This window comes from Streptomyces sp. NPDC006332 (assembly GCF_040612855.1).
Classification (GTDB): Bacteria; Actinomycetota; Actinomycetes; order Streptomycetales; family Streptomycetaceae; genus Streptomyces.
Genome location: NZ_JBEXRA010000013.1, coordinates 95,468 through 111,543, shown reverse-complemented (window position 1 = coordinate 111,543; position 16,076 = coordinate 95,468). Strand labels below are relative to the sequence as shown.

Genomic DNA, 16,076 nt, shown 5'->3' with positions numbered 1-16,076 from the left:
TCTACGGTTCCGTAACAGGCGAGCCCACCTGTTCGAGCACCTTGGACAGTCGTTCCAGGGCCCGTACGGCGTCCGCGAGTTCGGCCTCGTCGCCGTACGCCTCGGCCAGCCGGTCGGCGACGGCCGCGTGCCCGGGGCCGACACGGGCGACGGCCGCCCGCCCCTCCTCGGTGGGCGCCAGCAGCTTGGCTCGTCGGTGGGCGGGATTGGGCCGGTACTCGGCCAGCCCCCGCTCCACCAGCAGGTCGGCGACGCGTTGCACGCTCTGCCGGGTGATGCCCATCGCGCGGGCGATGCCGGACACCGGCAACGGCTCCCCGAGCACCGCCCCTAGCACCTGCCACCAGGCGGCGGTCAGACCGGCGGGCCTCGCCAGCTCCTCGGCGACGGCGAGGAACTGGCCGTTCAGCCGGAACACCCCGAGTGCGCTGCGACTGAGCAGGTCCTGACGCTCACGGCTCATCGGGCGGCCGCCTGCTCCAGTACCGCGTACGCCTGCGCGTCTGAGTCGTGGAACAGCCGGTACCAGGCGTCCAGCACCTCTCCCTCGTACACCCCGAGGAGCCGGAAGATCTCCCGGGCGAAGGCGACGGGCTCGGTGGGTCCGGCGGTGATCAGGCCGCGGTCGCTCACGGCGTCCGCGTCCACGTACCGCTCGCCGCCGGCGTATCCGGTCGCGGCCAGGTAGAAGGAGACCGCGCTGGTGTGGTCGCGGTCGTCGAGCAGGCCCTCCCGCGCGAGGCCGGCGGTCGCCCCGCAGATCGCGGCCACGGGTACGCCGGCGTCCAGGAAGGCGCGGGCCTTGCGGGCGAAGGGGGCGAGGTCGACGGGAGACATGTCCCAGAGGTCGGCGCCCGGCAGGATCAGCAGGGCGCTGTCTTCCGGACATACCTCCTCCAGGGCGCACGAGGGCTGGATACGCAGCCCACCGACCGACGTCACCGGCTCACAGCCCGGCCCCACGGTCTCGATCTCGTACCCTCCGCGGGCGAGATACGCCGTCGCGTGGCCCGTCTCCCAGTCTGCGAGCGTGTCGTACACGGCGAGATGTACGGGCTTGCGGTTCATGACTGCCTCCTCGAACCGTCGCGGTCACCTTGGCCTTCTCGGCCGCCCCTGCCGAACCATGATGACAACACACTGTCACTTCGACAGCAAGCTGTCAATTGCAGCTAGGGGCTGGGTCTTCGACAACCTGTCGTGGTTCGCCCCGTACCGCAGACAGGACGCCCATACCGCTTCCGCATCGCGGACATCTATTCTCGGCGCATGACCTCACAGCCACATCCCGAGGCCGGCGCCGGCGTGAAGGCCGCGGACCGTGCCCATGTGTTCCACTCCTGGTCCGCGCAGGAACTCATCGACCCGCTCGCCGTCGCCGGTGCGGAGGGGTCGTACTTCTGGGACTACGACGGCAAGCGCTACCTGGACTTCTCCAGCGGGCTCGTCTACACGAACATCGGCTACCAGCACCCGAAGGTCGTCGCCGCGATCCAGGAGCAGGCCGCGAGCCTGACCACGTTCGCGCCCGCGTTCGCGATCGAGGCGCGGTCGGAGGCGGCGCGGCTGATCGCCGAGCGGACGCCCGGGGACCTGGACAAGATCTTCTTCACCAACGCCGGCGCGGACGCCGTCGAGCACGCCGTGCGCATGGCCCGGCTGCACACCGGCCGCACGAAGGTGCTGTCGACGTACCGCTCGTACCACGGCGGTACCCAGCAGGCCGTGAACCTCACCGGCGACCCGCGCCGCTGGGCGTCGGACAGCGCCGCGGCCGGGGTCGTGCACTTCTGGGCGCCCTACCTCTACCGCTCCCGCTTCTACGCCGAGACCGAGGAGCAGGAGTGCGCGCGAGCACTCGAGCACCTGGAGACGACGATCGCCTTCGAGGGGCCGGGCACGGTCGCCGCGATCATCCTGGAGACGATCCCGGGGACCGCCGGGATCATGATCCCGCCGCCGGGTTACCTCGCCGGCGTCCGGGAGATCTGCGACAAGTACGGGATCGTCTTCATCCTGGACGAGGTCATGGCCGGGTTCGGGCGGACCGGTGAGTGGTTCGCTGCCGACCTGTTCGACGTCGTACCGGACCTGATGACCTTCGCCAAGGGCGTGAACTCCGGTTATGTGCCGCTGGGCGGGGTGGCCATCTCCGGGGCGATCGCGGAGACCTTCGCCAGGCGGCCCTATCCGGGCGGGCTGACGTACTCGGGACATCCGCTGGCGTGCGCCGCGGCCGTCGCGACGATCAACGTCATGGCCGAGGAGGGCGTGGTCGAGAACGCGGCCCGGCTCGGGACGGACGTCGTCGGGCCCGCGCTGCGGGAGCTGGCGGGGCGGCATCCGTCGGTGGGCGAGGTGCGCGGCGTCGGCATGTTCTGGGCCGTGGAGCTGGTGCGCGACCGGGAGACGCGGGAGCCGCTCGTTCCGTACAACGCGGCGGGCGAGGCGAACGCCGCCATGGCCGCGTTCGGGTCCGCCGCGAAGAAGCAGGGCCTGTGGCCGTTCATCAACATGAACCGGACCCATGTGGTGCCGCCGTGCAACGTGAGCGAGGCGGAGCTGAAGGAGGGGCTGGCAGTACTGGACGCCGCGCTGTCGGTGGCGGACGAGTACACCACGGGGTGACGCGGCGGCTGCCGAGGGCCGGGGTGTAACTACCAAGTATCCGGGCGACTCGAACGCGTAAGGTGGCGTGTTCGTAGAGATGTACGAGCACGTCACCGCGACGCGACGAGGGAGACGCCCTGACCATGCCCGCCAGCAGCGGCAACGGCACCGTGACCCGCAGCACCCTGCGGCGGCAGATCGCCGACGCGCTTCGCGACGAGGTGCTGGCCGGGAGACTGCAGGCGGGGCAGGTGTTCACGGTGAAGGAGATCGCCGAGCAGTACGGCGTCTCCGCGACCCCGGTCCGTGAGGCGCTGGTCGATCTCTCCGCGCAGGGGCTTCTCGACGCCGACCAGCACCGGGGCTTCCGGGTGCACGAGTACACGGTCGAGGACTTCCGCGGGATGATCGAGGCCCGCAGCCTGGTCACCGACGGAATGTTCCAGGCGCTCGACGGTCACCAGGGCTACCAGGAGCTCGGCGATCCACGCGCCGCGGCCGCCGTCTCGGGCCTGCGGCGACGGGGCGAGGAGGCACGGCGCGCCGCCGACGCCGGTGACCTCACCATCCTGATCGGCTACGACCTGCGCTTCTGGCGTGAGCTGAGTGTCCTCTTCGGCAACCCCTATCTCGCCGACTTCCTGCACCGGCTGCGCGTACAGAGCTGGGTGTGCACCGTGCAGCACCTGCGCCGGGTGACCGACCTGCGCGGCCGACTGTGGTCCGGCCACACCGAGGTGGTCACCGCCCTCGCCGAACGGGACACCAAGACCGCCCGGACGCTCGTGGCGGCGTACAACACGCACTCGCTGGGGCTGGTGGAGGGGTTGGGGCAGGGCTGAGGGGCGGCGCACCGGGGCTCGGCCGACGGCCGGGTGCCGCGCAGGCGGGAATCCGCCGACCCGTGCCGCCCCTGGGTGAGCCGGGCGGGTCCGGGTATGGAACGTGCACGAGCCGAGCGGGACGCCGGTCGGGAACCGTACGCAGGGAGCCGACGGGGTGCCGCACCGACTACCCTGCCCTGACCACCGTGCGACCACCACCGTTCGCCGCGCGTAACCGACGCGGGTAAGCGACGCGAGTAACAGAGGAGCTGTCTTTTGGCCTGTGACCTGTGGCTGGTGCCCCTCGTCGACGTGTTGTGCCACACCCCGGACAACCCGTTCGCCGAGGAACTCGCGCAATACAACAAGGTGCTCGCCGAGGTCGGGTTGCCGCCGGTGCCGGTGTACCAGTACATGCCGGGCCTGTCCGGCGACGTCGCCCCGGTGGCCGGTTTCGACTACGACGCCCTGCACTTCCTGCGGCGCGCCTACCTGCTCCAGGTCTGCGGGCTGCCGGTGACCCCGGTGGACGAACTGGGCGGCGACTACGAGCAGTTGCTGGAGATGTTCGAGGCGACGGCCAAGCAGTCGCACCTGGTCTGGCACTACGACCACGCGGGCGCGTACGTCCCCGTCGACTTCCCGCACCCTCTCGCCAACGACGAACTCCTCGCGTCCGGCGGCCCGTTGGGCTCCGCGCAGTCCCTGTTGCGGGAGCTGGAGGTGGTGGCCCAGAGCATCGGCATCGACCCCGCCAACCCGCCGGCGGCCCCCGAACCGCCCCTCGCGCCCACGGAGTTGGAGGAGCCTGCCGTAGCGGCTCCCTACGACCCCAGCCCGTTCGCCCGTGAGCGCCATGTCTGGCTCGGGCTGCACGCGGCGGCGACGCGGAGCCTGGCGCAGGGATCGATGATCATCTTCAGCTGAGGGTCAGCGCCCCAGCTGGGCGAGGCCCTTCTGCACGCCCTCCATGTCCATCACCGGGGTATAGGTGATCTTGGCGCCCAGGTTGAGGAAGAACGGTTCGCTGAGCACCGGCATCTGGGAACTGTCCTGCATGTCGAAGACGATGTACGCGGTGCGTTCGCCGTTGTCGGTGGTGAAGTAGGCCGCTTCAGGCTTGATCTGTTCCAGCGACTCCTGGATCAGCTTCCCCAGGGAGCCGTTGCGGATGGCCTCGTTCGCCTTCTCCGTGTCCATGCGTGCCTTGAGCAGTACGCGCATCACACTCACCTTCTTCTGGTCGGCAGACGTTGATGCACGCTCCAAGGATATGCCCGTATGCGGCTTTTATCCTTGGCTGCTACGGCGGTCACGGCGGCTGTCGCGGCGACTGTCACGTCGGGAGAAGCCGGGCCGCCCCCCGGGGGCGACGCCCGGTCCGCCCGGTGGACCGAGGCCCACCGGGCTCAGTTCGCCGGATGACCCGCCGTTACCGGATGGTCCAGCCCACGCCGCCGACGCCCGTGCTGTAGATCGCGCAGACGCCGGACGACTCGCCGTACTGGCCCGGGGCCAGCGTCACCCACTGGCCGGAGACGTCGGGGGCCCAGCCGCAGACGACCTCGGCGCGGAAGGTGACGGTGTGGTCGGTGTTGTTCTCGCAGCCGGCGATGCCGTGGTCCGGGTTGTTGTTGTGCACCCAGCCGTCACAGTCGACGGTTCCCTGGGCTCCGGCCGGGGCGGCCTGAGCCGGGACGGCCACGGCGCCGACGGTCAGGGCCAGGGCCGAGACCGTGGTGGCCAGGCCGGCGGTGAGGATGCTCTTCCTGCGGTTCACTGATACCCCCGTGAGGTTGCGGTGTACTTGCTGACCTCAGTGAAGGGCACCCGGACCGGCGCGTGAACCTGAGACTTGTCAGGGTGGACTGAGGCATCTGCGGCAAGAGCCGTCAGGACACCGGCGCCACACCGGCGCGCCCCTGCATCAGCTTCCAGTTCTGACCGCGAGACGACGGACCCTCCATCGGAAAGTATGCATTCGACTACACTGAGTGGCGGCTGGCCAGGCCAGCGGGAAGGGCGCATCATGACGTCGATGGCTGAGCGACCGATCACCATAAGCGACACGGGATCTCCGAGCTTCGAGGACATGCTGGTCGTCCTCGAAGAGCTGTACGTGCCCGCGGGCTTCATGGCCGAGATCATCAGAGGGAACATCGTCGTGTCGCCGTGGCCAAAGGGGTACTACACCCGCGTCATGAAGCTGGTGTGCTCCCAGCTCGAGCCGCATCTCCCTGACTGCCACGTCATCGAGCGAGCCCCTCAGCTGTTCGTCTTCCCTGAGCAGCAACGGGCGTACGGCCCCGATATCCACGCCGCGCACGAGCAGGTGTACGAGACAGCGTCCAACCGCCTGGAGGGCGAGGCCCTCTCCTTCGTTGCCGAGCTCACCTCTCCCTCCACCCGAGTGGACGACCTGACCGACAAGGTGGAGACATACGGGAAGGCGGGCGTCCCCGTCTACCTGGTCCTCGACATGCAGGAGGAGCAAGCCATCGTCTTCGGTTCCCCGTCGGCGCAGGGATACGAAGTCCGACTCACGAAACCGTTCGGCGAGAAGCTCGACATCCCCGCCCCCTTCAACTGCACTCTCGACACCGCCGGATTCACGGCACCGACCGACACCTGACCCTCACGTCGACTCCCGCACCACCAGCCGACACGGCACCGTGTGCACCCCCGGCGCCGGGCTGGACGTCTCGATCGCCTCCAGCAACCGAAGTGCCGCGATGCGTCCGATCTCCGTGAGATTGACGTCGATCGTGGTGAGGGGCGGGCGGGAGGCCAGGGCCATGGTGTCCCAGTTGTCGTAGCCGACGACGGCGATGTCGCCGGGGACGCCGACGCCGCGCTCCCGCAGGGTGTCCGCGACACCCCGGGCGATCTGGTCGTTGCCGCAGAAGAAGGCGTCCGTGTCGGGGGCGGTGCGCAGGACCGCGTCGGCGGCGCTGCGGCCCCACGACTCGCTCCACTCTCCGAAGTGGACCCGCCCGGTGGACAGGGCGAACCCGGCGCTCTCCAGTTGCTCCACACCGTGCCGGGCCCGGTCGCGAGCGGCGGCGTGGTGTTCGGGTCCGGTGACGTGGGCGATCCGGGTGCGGCCGGTGGACAGGAGATGCTCGACGGCGAGCCGGGCGCCGCCCCTGTCGTCGGAGACGACGGAGGTGTGCACGGGGTCCGTGGAGGGGGAGAGCGCGTACACCACGGGGACCGACTCCAGGCCGTTGATGCCGGTCAGCGGCGGGCGCGGGTCGGTGCGGCGGCCGGTGACGATGATGCCGTCCACCCGGCGGTCCATGAGGTTGCGCAGATGGTGCTGTTCCCGGATGGCGTCACCCCGGGTGTCGCACAGCAGGACCGAGATCTTGCCCGCGCCGAGCGCGTCCTCGGCGCCCAGCAGCACGGGGGTGCTGAAGCGGCCGATGCCGTCCGTGGTCATCAGGCCGACCGTCCAACTGCGGCCGGTGTGCAGGCTCTGGGCGTGCTGGTTGGGCCGGAACCCGAGCTCCGCGACGGCGTCGAGGACCCGCTGGCGGGTCTCCGGACGCATCCGGCCGCCGCCGTTGAGCGCCTTCGAGGCCGTTCCCACGCTGACGCCCGCAAGCGCGGCGACGTCGGCGAGCTTCGCCCGGTCGGCGTGGGGAGAGCCTGGAGCACCTGCGGCAGGGGGCACGAGTAAACCTTTTCCTTCATGACGCTGCTGGGGACTGGGCGACGCCGTTCGGCGCTGTGGGCGCTGCCTGCCCCCGCCCGACACCGCGTGACGACCTGGGGACCGCAACGTGCCCACCATCGTGACATCGGGCGGAGTCTAGTTCCAGCCCATGCGTGACCCGAAAAATCTGCCGCCGCACCTCTTGACCCGGCTTCCCCTCTCCCTCTCTACTTTCTCGTCAGGAAAACGATTGCTCAATCATCGCCGCCACTCGGCCGAGTGTTGATCTTGACGCCCTCTCCCTCTCCCGCTTTCCTCTCCCCTTCCCGTTCCCCTGAGGAGCACCTCCTGCCATGAGCCGCACAAGACCGTTGACCGCCGTCCTCGGCGTCGCCGCCCTGGCCGCCACCGCGGCCCTCGCCACCGGAGCCCCGGCCGGGGCGGTGCCCACCTCCGCCACCACCCTGGTGGTCAACGCCAACCAGACCCTGCGCCCGGTCACCCATGTCGGCACCGGCAGCCTCTACGGCCTCGCCAACGACAGCACCCCCGCCGACAGCCTGGTCACCCCGCTGAAGCCGAACACGTTCGTGCAGATGGCCCCGGGCGGCTCCCAGTTGCCCAACGGTGAGCCGCGCCCCGCCGGTGACGCGCTGGTCGTCGCACCGAAGGCGGCCCGGGCGGGCGCGAGGGTGGTCGTACGGATGCCGGACTGGTATCCGAACTTCCCCTACAAGTGGGTGAGTTGGAGTGACTGGCTGTCGGCGGTCGACAAGCAGGTGGCCTCCGTGAAGTCCTCCGGTGCCACCAACATCGCCACGTACGAGCTGTGGAACGAGCCCGACTGGACGTGGGACACCACCAACGCCGGAACCTTCGACGCGGGGTGGACGCGCACGTTCAACGAGGTGCGCGCGAAGGACACCACGACCCCGATCCAGGGCCCGAGCTACTCGGCCTGGAACCAGTCCTGGATGAGCACCTTCCTCACCGACGCCAAGGCCGCCGGCACCGTCCCCGACGTCATCGCCTGGCACGAGCTCCAGGGCAGCAAGGACATCGCCGCGCACATCTCGGCGTACCGCGCGCTGGAGGCCGGCCTCGGCATCAGCCCACGGCCGATATCCATCGAGGAGTACGCCACGCCCGACGAGATGGGCGTACCGGGTGCCCTCATCGGCTACGTCGCCAAGTTCGAGCGGGCGGGCGTGCACGACGCCGAACTCGCCTTCTGGAACCACTACGGCACCCTCGGCGACACCCTGACCGACACCGGCGGCTCACCCAACGGCTCGTACTGGATGTACAAGTGGTACGGCGACATGTCCGGGAACATGCTGGTCACGACTCCCCCGGCGCAGACCGGGATCGACGGCATCGCCTCGCTCAACGGCTCCGGCAACCAGCTCAGCGTCATCGCGGGCGGCTGCACCGGCTCCTGCGCGGTCACCGTCAACGGCCTGTCCTCGCTGTCGGCCTTCGGCTCCACGGTCCACGTGAAGCTGGAGTACACCCCCAACACCGGCCGTACGACCGCCTCCCCCGGCCCCATCACCATCTCCGACGCCGACTACCCGGTCTCGGGTGGCTCCATCACCGTGCCGGTGACGATGAACGCCTCCGACGGCTACCACCTGGTCGTCACCCCGAGCGGCACCAACACCTCACTCGCCGGGCGATACCAGGTCACCAACAAGAACAGCGGCCTCGCCCTGGACACCCTCAACGCGGGCACCGCCCAGGGCACCTCGGTCGTCCAGGCGACCTCGACGACGGGCACGGACCAGAACTGGACCCTGGTGACCGCCGGTTCGGGCCTCTACAAGATCGTCAACCAGAAGAGCGGGCTGCTGCTCGGCATCACCACCATGGGCACCAGCGACGGCAACACCGCCCTGATCTGGGGCGACAACGGCACCGCCGACCACCTCTGGCAGCTCATCCCGGCCCGCGACGGCTACTGCAAGATCGCCAACTACAACAGCGGGCGCCTGCTCGGAGTGGACCAGATGAGCACCGCGTCCGGCGCCCAGGTCCTCCAGTGGACCGACAACGGCACGGCGGACCATCTGTGGAGGCTGACGGCACGCTGAGGCGATCCCCGGACACGAGTACACCCCCGGATGTCGGCCGGGGGCGTCCTCGTACGTCACGGAGGCTGAAACGCCCGGTGCGTGTCGAGGCACTCGGGTGCGCCCCTGGGCTCCGTGCTTGGCTCCACGCCCGAAGGTCACCACGAGTGCGCCCAGGCTTATCCGATCAGTCAGGTCGGTGGTGCGCCTATGTGCAAACGGTGCTTGACGATGTCCCGAATATCCGTGAGCCACTGGCGCAGCGAAACGCCGTCGGGCGGATAGATCTGGAGCCCGAGGGTCTGCGTAGCGCTGTCGAGCTCGGCATCGGACTCGGCCAGGGAGAGAAGCGACCCGAGTTCCTCAACCAATTCGGCCAGCGACTCCTCGTCCGTGAGCGAGAAATGATCGTCGAGTGCTTCTCTATGAGATGCGTAGAGCCGGGGGAACTCCTGATTGAAGCGGGCACCGAGCAGCATGGAGACCTCAGGAAACTGCTTCCTCCATTCCCAGTCCGTTTGAGGAAGTCGCGGCTTTCCATAGGTGCCGCCGCCCCGGATCCGCTCGAGATGGGAGCGGACGATTGCGAGGCACTGCTCCACCGTCCATCCGGAAGGGGGATCGATGTGCGGCAGAATGTCCACGTCGTCGGCGATCTCGTCGCTGAACAGCCCCACCTGCAAGAGGTCGTCGATCTCGCCGATGACCGCGTCCAGCCGCCCTGGTGTCCGAACCGCATGGCGCACGTACGCCTGCAAAGCCGTTCCAGGCTCATCGGCGGTGTCCGTGAAGGTGTTGCCGGCAAAGGAATAAGAATTCAGCAGGTCATGCAACTCAGGGAAGCGCTCGTCGTCCTCCATGAAGTCCTTGGGCTGGCTCACGGGCGTTCCTTGCTCTCAGGCTCTCGGGTAAGCAGTGTGAATGCGGTAGCCGCTGGGCATGTCGGGGTCGCGACGCAGGAGGACAAAAACTCTGTGTACGTTATGAGGACCCGTTCCCCGGATGAAATCCTCCCGCGACATACTACGGCCGACTGGCTCCTGGCCGAAGTCGACGTTGAGCTCCAGCTCTTTCTTGGTGGTCTTCTCCAGCCAGCGCTTCACCTCGGGCTGCTCCTTGAGCAGGGCCCGGTCCGTTAGGCTCTGGGCCGAGGATTCACTAAGGAAGCTCGAACTGCCCGTGATGTTCTTGTTCGCCCGCATTCGGGCTCGAAGCTCGCGGTCCGTCTTCTCCACGTGGCGCTCAATGGTGTGAGCGCCCTTCTGGCCCTCGTCACCGGCCAGGTCCGCCCGGTACTTCGGCCTGACCGGCCCTTTGCGTTTACTGCGCGGCCAGGCGCTCGGCTCGCCGTCGCCGTTCATGTACAGGCCGAGGTCGTCCGCGGCAGCGGTCAGGCCGCCAGGCAGGGCGATCTGGGGTTCAAGACCGGGCATCCGGACGCCGCCCAGCAGTTCCGTCCAGCCGCCTGCGTTGCCTGCGGCCCGAACCGCGGATCCCGCGCCACCGAAGGCGCCGCCCAGCAGTGCGCCGTACGCACCCGCCTGGCGGGCCTCGTCGAGGCTGAGGCCGCCGGCCTGTTCGCCCGTGGCCATCGCGACGGGCTGGGTGACGGCAAGGTCGACGGTGATGGACTCGATGCCGGCGAGGGCGGCCGTGGCCAGAGTGGTGCCGGCGATGGTGGCGACTTCCGTGGTGACCGCGACTCCCAAGCTCGCGGCGAGTTCGGTGACGGTCGCGGCGGCCGCCACCGCCGCGCCCTCGGAGATGCCCGCGGTGAAGATGGCAAGCGCCGTGCCCGCGACGATGGTCGCGCCCACGATCTCCAGCTCGTGCTCAAGCTTCTTCTTCGCCCCATGCACGGCGTCCGCGTACGCGTCCAAGGCCTTGGCCATGTCGCGGGAGCCGTCGATGAGGTCCTGCAGCCAGCCCTTCTTGTCGTGGTAGTAGCGCCGCCGGAACGGGTCCTCGAAGGCGGAGATGGCCTCGCCCTTGTTGTGCTCGATCAGCGAACGGGCAGCTTTGTTCGCCGCGGCCGTGACGTCCTCGACATCGTCGGCGAAGTCCCGCCATGCCTTCGCCGCGTCGCGCAACTTGTCTTCGTCGGCGTCCGGCCACCACATACCGGTGACGTCCTGGACGATCTCCCGGGCCTTGTCCCCTACGCTCACTTGCCGTCGCCCGTGGTGTCGTGCGCGACGCTGATCCTGCTGAACATGGCGCGGACCAGCTCTTCGTTGTCGATGTGACCGTCGGCCATGTCTGCCATGGCCGTGTGGATACTGGCCAGTCCGTCGACCAGGATCTGGACGGACTGCTCGATCTGCGTGACATGAGGGCCGTATGCATTGTGGAAGTCGGTGCCCTGGTCGTCGTCACCCCAGGGGCTGCCTGCCGCGGACAGCGCGGTCTTCAACTTGGTGAGGGCGTGTGCGAGCGCAACGCTTTCGTGGCTGAAGTGGGGTGCAGTCGCCTTGATGTCAGCGATCTTGATGTCGAGCATCTCACCCTGGTCGCCCATGACTTGACGTCATCCCCTCCGTCGGCCGCCCGGACATACGACCGTAGTCTCCGGAGGTAATTCACGGGCGTATGGAACGCAAAGGGCTGTCAAAGATCCTTTCGGGTGTGGAAACTCACCCCTCGGCCCTGGAGCTTGATACGGCTGAGGTAGGGGGCGAGGCATGGTGCCCGGGTCAGTTCTGGAGCCAGTATTACTGGGCAGTGGCGTGATCAGGACACCGTTGGACATGAGGTGCAGCAGTGGACGGACAGCAGCACCTGGAGCCTCTGGTGGGTGCTGACCCCGCGCTGAGGCCGGGTCCTCAGGAATGGGTATGTCTCGGACGCCGACCGGGGGCGCACTCATATGGGGCGCGGTACTGGACCGCCACACCGGATGAACGAGCCGGCGTGCAGACCGCTCGGCCGAGCAATGACAGATACCCCTCGGCAAGGCGATCAGGTACCGAGGTCGCCCATCCAGACTCTTCGACCCAGTTCATCCAGCTCCGCCTTCAATCGGCGGCATTCAGGAAGCGCCCTACCCAGCAACCTCCAGTAATCAGCGCCATGCCCGGACACCCGCGCATGTGCCAGCTCGTGAGCGACGACATAGTCGACGAGATGGATGGGCAGCTGGAATGTGGCCCAGTGCAGTGAGATCACTCCGGTGCCGACGGCGTCGGTACGGTAACTTCCCCATCGGTGCCCCAGGTCGCGAACGCGAACTGCTGCTTCGGGGACATCCATCCGGGCTGCCCATGGCTGGAGACGGCCTCGCATCCAGCGCTGCCCCGCCCGGATGTACCAGTCGGCGAGTGCCGTCCTCGCGAGAGTCGGATCAGCGGCGGCCGAGCTGTTCAAGCGCAGCCGTCCCGCCACGAGCCGAACAGCTGGTACGGCCCCCGCGCCTACGGTCACTGCTTCTGCGTCCGACTCCTCGTCGACGACGAGCAGCCGGTAGTCCCGCCCCAGGTAGCGATGGATTTCACCGTCGAGGAGGGCACGGACGGGATGCAACTGCCGCCGCTCGCCGCTGAGGTGGTCTTGGCGGCGATCCAGGCATCGCTGCCCCGCACGAAGGCCTCTGCCGCCCGACCGCGCAACCCTGGGGAGCGTGCAAGGTGAGAGAGCGGTCCCGCTCGACCGTCAGCCCCAGGCGACGTCGGCGTGTGCTGATCCGCATCCTCAGTTCACGCCCGTCGACGACCAGGGTCCCGCTCTCGGTGAGCGTTGACTCATCGGGGCGGGTCGCAAGGCGGGCGGGCTGCGCGGGCATGGCCCTATTGTGTCCGTGCCTCGGCCCGGAACTCCTCCAGGTGCTCCACCGTGTACCCGGCGAGTGTCGAGGCGAGTCGCTTGACCTCCTCGCGTCCCGGGCCCGAGCGAACTCGTCGCGAGGGATGCCGTCATAGGAGGTCCAGTCGGTGTAGGAACGCAGAACCACCCGCCGCATGTCCTTCAACGCGGCGACGACGTTGGACTTGCCGGACGCGTTGGCACCGAAGACACCGAGCACGGTGTGCACACGAAGCTGTCGGCCGTCGGAGAGCGGCATCTCGCGGGCCGCGTCCCGCTCCACTTCGCTGTCCTCGGGGGCGACGAACGACAGCTCCTGCTCGTCGCGCAGGGACCGGACGTTCGCCACCCGGAATCTCAGCAGCATCCTGTCTCCTTCATGGCGGACAGATTAGTCACACCATGCGGCCGACGGGGCCTGGTGCGTGCCGGGCGGCGGGCCGACGTCCACGAGGTCGGCCCGCCGTCCGCTGCCCACTAGATGAACGAGTTGATCTCGATAGTCTCGTCCCGGCCCGGGCCCACGCCGATCGCGGAGATCGGGGCGCCGGACATGTCCTCCAGTGCCTTCACGTAGTTCTGGGCGTTCTTCGGCAGGTCGGAGAAGGACTTCGCCTTGGTGATGTCCTCGGACCAGCCCGGGAGGTTCTCGTATATCGGCTTCGCGTGGTGGAAGTCGCTCTGCGAGTACGGGAGTTCCTCGACGCGCTTGCCGTCGATCTCGTACGCCACGCAGACCGGGATCTGCTCCCAGCCGGTCAGGACGTCCAGCTTGGTGAGGAAGAAGTCCGTCAGACCGTTCACGCGGGTGGCGTAGCGGGCGATCACCGCGTCGAACCAGCCGCAGCGGCGGTCTCGGCCGGTGGTCACGCCCCTCTCGCCACCGATGCGGCGCAGTGCCTCGCCGTCCTCGTCGAACAGCTCGGTCGGGAAGGGGCCCGCGCCGACGCGGGTCGTGTACGCCTTCAGGATGCCGATGACCCGGCTGATCTTCGTCGGGCCGACGCCGGCGCCCGTGCAGGCACCGCCCGCGGTGGGGTTGCTGGAGGTGACGAAGGGGTACGTGCCGTGGTCGATGTCGAGGAGCGTGCCCTGGCCGCCCTCGAAGAGCACGACCTTGTCCTGCTCCAGGGCCTGGTTGAGCACCAGAACCGTGTCGGCGACGTACGGCGCGAGCTTCTCGGCGTAGGTCAGCAGCTCCTCGACCACCTGGTCCACGGCGATCGCACGCCGGTTGTAGAGCTTGGTGAGGACCTGGTTCTTGACGTCGAGGGCCGCCTCCACCTTCTGGGTGAGGATCGACTCGTCGTACAGGTCCTGGACGCGGATACCGACGCGGTTGATCTTGTCGGCGTAGGTCGGGCCGATGCCCCGACCGGTGGTGCCGATCTTCCGCTTGCCGAGGAAGCGTTCCGTCACCTTGTCCACCGTCACGTGGTACGGCGTGATGATGTGCGCGTTTCCGCTGATGAGGAGCTTCGACGTGTCGACGCCGCGCGCGTTCAGTCCGTTCAGCTCGGAGAACAGGACCGACGGGTCGACGACGACTCCGTTACCGATGACCGGGGTGCACCCCGGCGAGAGGATTCCGGAAGGGAGGAGGTGGAGGGCGTACTTCTGATCGCCCACGACTACCGTGTGGCCGGCGTTGTTGCCGCCCTGGTAGCGCACCACATAGTCCACCGAGCCACCGAGCAGGTCGGTAGCCTTTCCCTTGCCTTCGTCACCCCACTGAGCACCGAGCAGCACAAGTGCGGGCACGCGCGTACACCCCTTCCGGGCGGGGCATGTCCAAGGTCAGGGGGTACGCGGCACGGTTGCCTCGTACTCCGGCGGCCTTCGTTGGCCGCGACCCGTCGGACCGGATGCCCCGGAATAGACGAAGCCCCTGGCGCAATAGCGCAAGGGGCTCTTGCACAAAGATGCTACCCGAGAAGGCGAGGCAGGACAGAGGTGGTGACTTTCGCGACGTCCGACCAGCTGTTGGTGGTCATCGATCCGGTCGCCCGGAGGATGGACGGAGAGTCGGTACGGATCGCGAAAGACGTGCTCAGCGCGGGTGCGCCGAGCATGAAGGTGTGTCTGCCGGAAGGGCCGGAGGAGTTCGCCCGGGTGCTGACGCGGCGCGGATCGCGGCGGCCGGTGGTCATAGGCGATGACCGTTCGCTGGTCCGGACGGTGTCCCTGCTGCACCGGCGGCGGGAACTGGCGGACTGCGCGCTGTCCGTGGTGCCGGTGGGCGGGTCGCTGTCGCTGGCCGGCTCCCTGGGCCTGCCCACCGGGGCGGTTGCGGCGGCGCGGGCCGTGCTGGACGGGGCCGAGCGGCGCCTGGACCTGCTGGTCGACGACAGCGACGGGGTGGTCCTGGGCGCGCTGCGGATACCGCCGGTCGTCCAGGGGGAGAACGCGGGGGCGGACGCGGGACTGCGCGCCGGGCTGGATTCGGCGGTGGAGGCGGGTGCGCCCGCGCACCCCTGGCTGCGGACCTGCCAGTCGCTGGTCCGCACCCTGGTACCGACCCGGCCGCAGCGCCCCACCTCGCTCGACCCCGCGCCCGGCCCCTCACGCCTGCGCGTCGAGGTGGACGGCGAGACCCTCGTCGACCTGGACCAGCCGGTGGAGGCGGTCTCCGTGACCCCGGGCGGCTCCGGAGCCGCGGCGGTGGAGGTCCGGCCGGCGTCGGTGGGCGCGGAGGCGTCCCCGCTGCTGGCCCGGGGGCGCCGGGTGACCGTCTCGGGCGCGGACTTCCGCTACCGCGCGGACGCTACGGTCGCGGGCCCGGTACGGAGGCGGACGTGGACGGTGTGGGAGGGGGCGCTGGGGCTTACGTTGCCGGAGGGGTGAGGGGCGGATGACCAAGTTCGCGGACAACCAGGTGCCGCGCGGTGTGCTCCCGGCCAGTGCCCTCGTGAACGTGCTGCTGACGTGGCACGACGCCAGGTCGGACCAGGTGATCGATGCCCTCCCCGCGGTTTCACCGCCACCATGCTGGTGCTCGCCGGGCGCGCCCGCGACGAGATCGGGAGCCGTTCGGCAACGGCTTCCGGGGGCGCTCGGACCTCCAGGTGCCGATGCCCGATCAGGTGGCCTGTCGGGCGGCCCTCCACCGGTCGG

Annotated in this window: 16 protein-coding genes; 6 read left to right on the top strand and 10 right to left on the bottom strand. The window is 68.9% G+C overall.

Annotation, left to right across the window (positions count from 1 at the left end; translation table 11 throughout):
* Position 1 precedes the first annotated feature (1 nt).
* Complete coding sequence (locus ABZ027_RS14770) at positions 2 to 463, bottom strand: MarR family transcriptional regulator (RefSeq protein ID WP_356768078.1); 462 nt, start codon at positions 461 to 463, stop codon at positions 2 to 4.
* Complete coding sequence (locus ABZ027_RS14765; protein WP_356768076.1) at positions 460 to 1,068, bottom strand: type 1 glutamine amidotransferase family protein; 609 nt, start codon at positions 1,066 to 1,068, stop codon at positions 460 to 462. Before ABZ027_RS14765 ends, ABZ027_RS14770 begins: the two co-directional genes overlap by 4 nt.
* A gap of 201 nt (positions 1,069 to 1,269) precedes the next feature.
* Here ABZ027_RS14765 and ABZ027_RS14760 point away from each other — a divergent pair, with 201 nt between their 5' ends.
* From ABZ027_RS14760 to ABZ027_RS14750, 3 genes are all read left to right on the top strand, one after another.
* Entirely contained in the window at positions 1,270 to 2,628 is a 1,359-nt protein-coding gene (locus tag ABZ027_RS14760) for an aspartate aminotransferase family protein (protein ID WP_356768074.1), read from the top strand.
* Positions 2,629 to 2,753: 125 nt separating this feature from the next.
* Positions 2,754 to 3,452 carry a GntR family transcriptional regulator gene (locus ABZ027_RS14755; RefSeq protein ID WP_356768073.1) on the top strand — a complete coding sequence of 233 codons (699 nt, stop codon included), beginning with the start codon at positions 2,754 to 2,756 and terminating at the stop codon, positions 3,450 to 3,452.
* Between the two features lie 258 nt (positions 3,453 to 3,710).
* A complete protein-coding gene (locus tag ABZ027_RS14750) occupies positions 3,711 to 4,361 on the top strand; it encodes a hypothetical protein (protein ID WP_356768071.1) in 651 nt (216 codons plus the stop codon).
* A gap of 3 nt (positions 4,362 to 4,364) precedes the next feature.
* Here ABZ027_RS14750 and ABZ027_RS14745 read toward each other — a convergent pair whose 3' ends face one another.
* Positions 4,365 to 4,658 carry a hypothetical protein gene (locus ABZ027_RS14745; RefSeq protein WP_356768069.1) on the bottom strand — a complete coding sequence of 98 codons (294 nt, stop codon included), beginning with the start codon at positions 4,656 to 4,658 and terminating at the stop codon, positions 4,365 to 4,367.
* A 208-nt stretch (positions 4,659 to 4,866) separates the two neighbouring features.
* Positions 4,867 to 5,214, bottom strand: a complete 348-nt coding sequence (locus ABZ027_RS14740; protein ID WP_356768067.1) for a hypothetical protein — start codon at positions 5,212 to 5,214, stop codon at positions 4,867 to 4,869.
* 249 nt (positions 5,215 to 5,463) lie between these two features.
* Here ABZ027_RS14740 and ABZ027_RS14735 point away from each other — a divergent pair, with 249 nt between their 5' ends.
* Positions 5,464 to 6,066 (top strand): Uma2 family endonuclease, encoded by a 603-nt coding sequence (locus ABZ027_RS14735; RefSeq protein WP_356768065.1) that lies wholly within the window; start codon positions 5,464 to 5,466, stop codon positions 6,064 to 6,066.
* Positions 6,067 to 6,069: 3 nt separating this feature from the next.
* Here ABZ027_RS14735 and ABZ027_RS14730 read toward each other — a convergent pair whose 3' ends face one another.
* On the bottom strand, positions 6,070 to 7,110 hold the full coding sequence (locus ABZ027_RS14730) for a LacI family DNA-binding transcriptional regulator (protein WP_356768063.1): 1,041 nt from the start codon (positions 7,108 to 7,110) through the stop codon (positions 6,070 to 6,072).
* A 335-nt stretch (positions 7,111 to 7,445) separates the two neighbouring features.
* Between ABZ027_RS14730 and ABZ027_RS14725 the strand changes: the two genes are divergently transcribed.
* On the top strand, positions 7,446 to 9,185 hold the full coding sequence (locus ABZ027_RS14725; RefSeq protein ID WP_356768061.1) for an RICIN domain-containing protein: 1,740 nt from the start codon (positions 7,446 to 7,448) through the stop codon (positions 9,183 to 9,185).
* A 170-nt stretch (positions 9,186 to 9,355) separates the two neighbouring features.
* On the opposite strand, the gene ABZ027_RS14720 is transcribed toward ABZ027_RS14725, so the two are convergent.
* The 5 genes from ABZ027_RS14720 to ABZ027_RS14700 form a co-directional block, all read right to left on the bottom strand.
* Positions 9,356 to 10,045 (bottom strand): contact-dependent growth inhibition system immunity protein, encoded by a 690-nt coding sequence (locus tag ABZ027_RS14720; RefSeq protein ID WP_356768059.1) that lies wholly within the window; start codon positions 10,043 to 10,045, stop codon positions 9,356 to 9,358.
* Positions 10,046 to 10,060: 15 nt separating this feature from the next.
* Entirely contained in the window at positions 10,061 to 11,332 is a 1,272-nt protein-coding gene (locus ABZ027_RS14715) for an RNase A-like domain-containing protein (protein WP_356768057.1), read from the bottom strand.
* Entirely contained in the window at positions 11,329 to 11,682 is a 354-nt protein-coding gene (locus ABZ027_RS14710; protein ID WP_356768055.1) for a hypothetical protein, read from the bottom strand. Before ABZ027_RS14710 ends, ABZ027_RS14715 begins: the two co-directional genes overlap by 4 nt.
* 440 nt (positions 11,683 to 12,122) lie before the next feature.
* A complete protein-coding gene (locus ABZ027_RS14705) occupies positions 12,123 to 12,683 on the bottom strand; it encodes a YgjP-like metallopeptidase domain-containing protein (protein WP_356768053.1) in 561 nt (186 codons plus the stop codon).
* Positions 12,684 to 13,439: 756 nt separating this feature from the next.
* On the bottom strand, positions 13,440 to 14,723 hold the full coding sequence (locus ABZ027_RS14700; protein WP_356768051.1) for an adenylosuccinate synthase: 1,284 nt from the start codon (positions 14,721 to 14,723) through the stop codon (positions 13,440 to 13,442).
* Between the two features lie 192 nt (positions 14,724 to 14,915).
* On the opposite strand from ABZ027_RS14700, the gene ABZ027_RS14695 reads away from it, so the two are divergent.
* Positions 14,916 to 15,806 carry a diacylglycerol kinase gene (locus ABZ027_RS14695; RefSeq protein WP_356768049.1) on the top strand — a complete coding sequence of 297 codons (891 nt, stop codon included), beginning with the start codon at positions 14,916 to 14,918 and terminating at the stop codon, positions 15,804 to 15,806.
* The last annotated feature ends 270 nt before the right edge of the window (positions 15,807 to 16,076 follow it).

What these genes read in the sequence shown, in the direction of transcription:
- ABZ027_RS14770 (WP_356768078.1), bottom strand. Translation starts at nt 463, where the DNA reads ATGAGCCGTGAGCGTCAGGACCTGCTCAGTCGCAGCGCACTCGGGGTG.
- ABZ027_RS14765 (WP_356768076.1), bottom strand. Translation starts at nt 1,068, where the DNA reads ATGAACCGCAAGCCCGTACATCTCGCCGTGTACGACACGCTCGCAGAC.
- ABZ027_RS14760 (WP_356768074.1), top strand. Translation starts at nt 1,270, where the DNA reads ATGACCTCACAGCCACATCCCGAGGCCGGCGCCGGCGTGAAGGCCGCG.
- ABZ027_RS14755 (WP_356768073.1), top strand. Translation starts at nt 2,754, where the DNA reads ATGCCCGCCAGCAGCGGCAACGGCACCGTGACCCGCAGCACCCTGCGG.
- ABZ027_RS14745 (WP_356768069.1), bottom strand. Translation starts at nt 4,658, where the DNA reads ATGCGCGTACTGCTCAAGGCACGCATGGACACGGAGAAGGCGAACGAG.
- ABZ027_RS14735 (WP_356768065.1), top strand. Translation starts at nt 5,464, where the DNA reads ATGACGTCGATGGCTGAGCGACCGATCACCATAAGCGACACGGGATCT.
- ABZ027_RS14725 (WP_356768061.1), top strand. Translation starts at nt 7,446, where the DNA reads ATGAGCCGCACAAGACCGTTGACCGCCGTCCTCGGCGTCGCCGCCCTG.
- ABZ027_RS14710 (WP_356768055.1), bottom strand. Translation starts at nt 11,682, where the DNA reads ATGGGCGACCAGGGTGAGATGCTCGACATCAAGATCGCTGACATCAAG.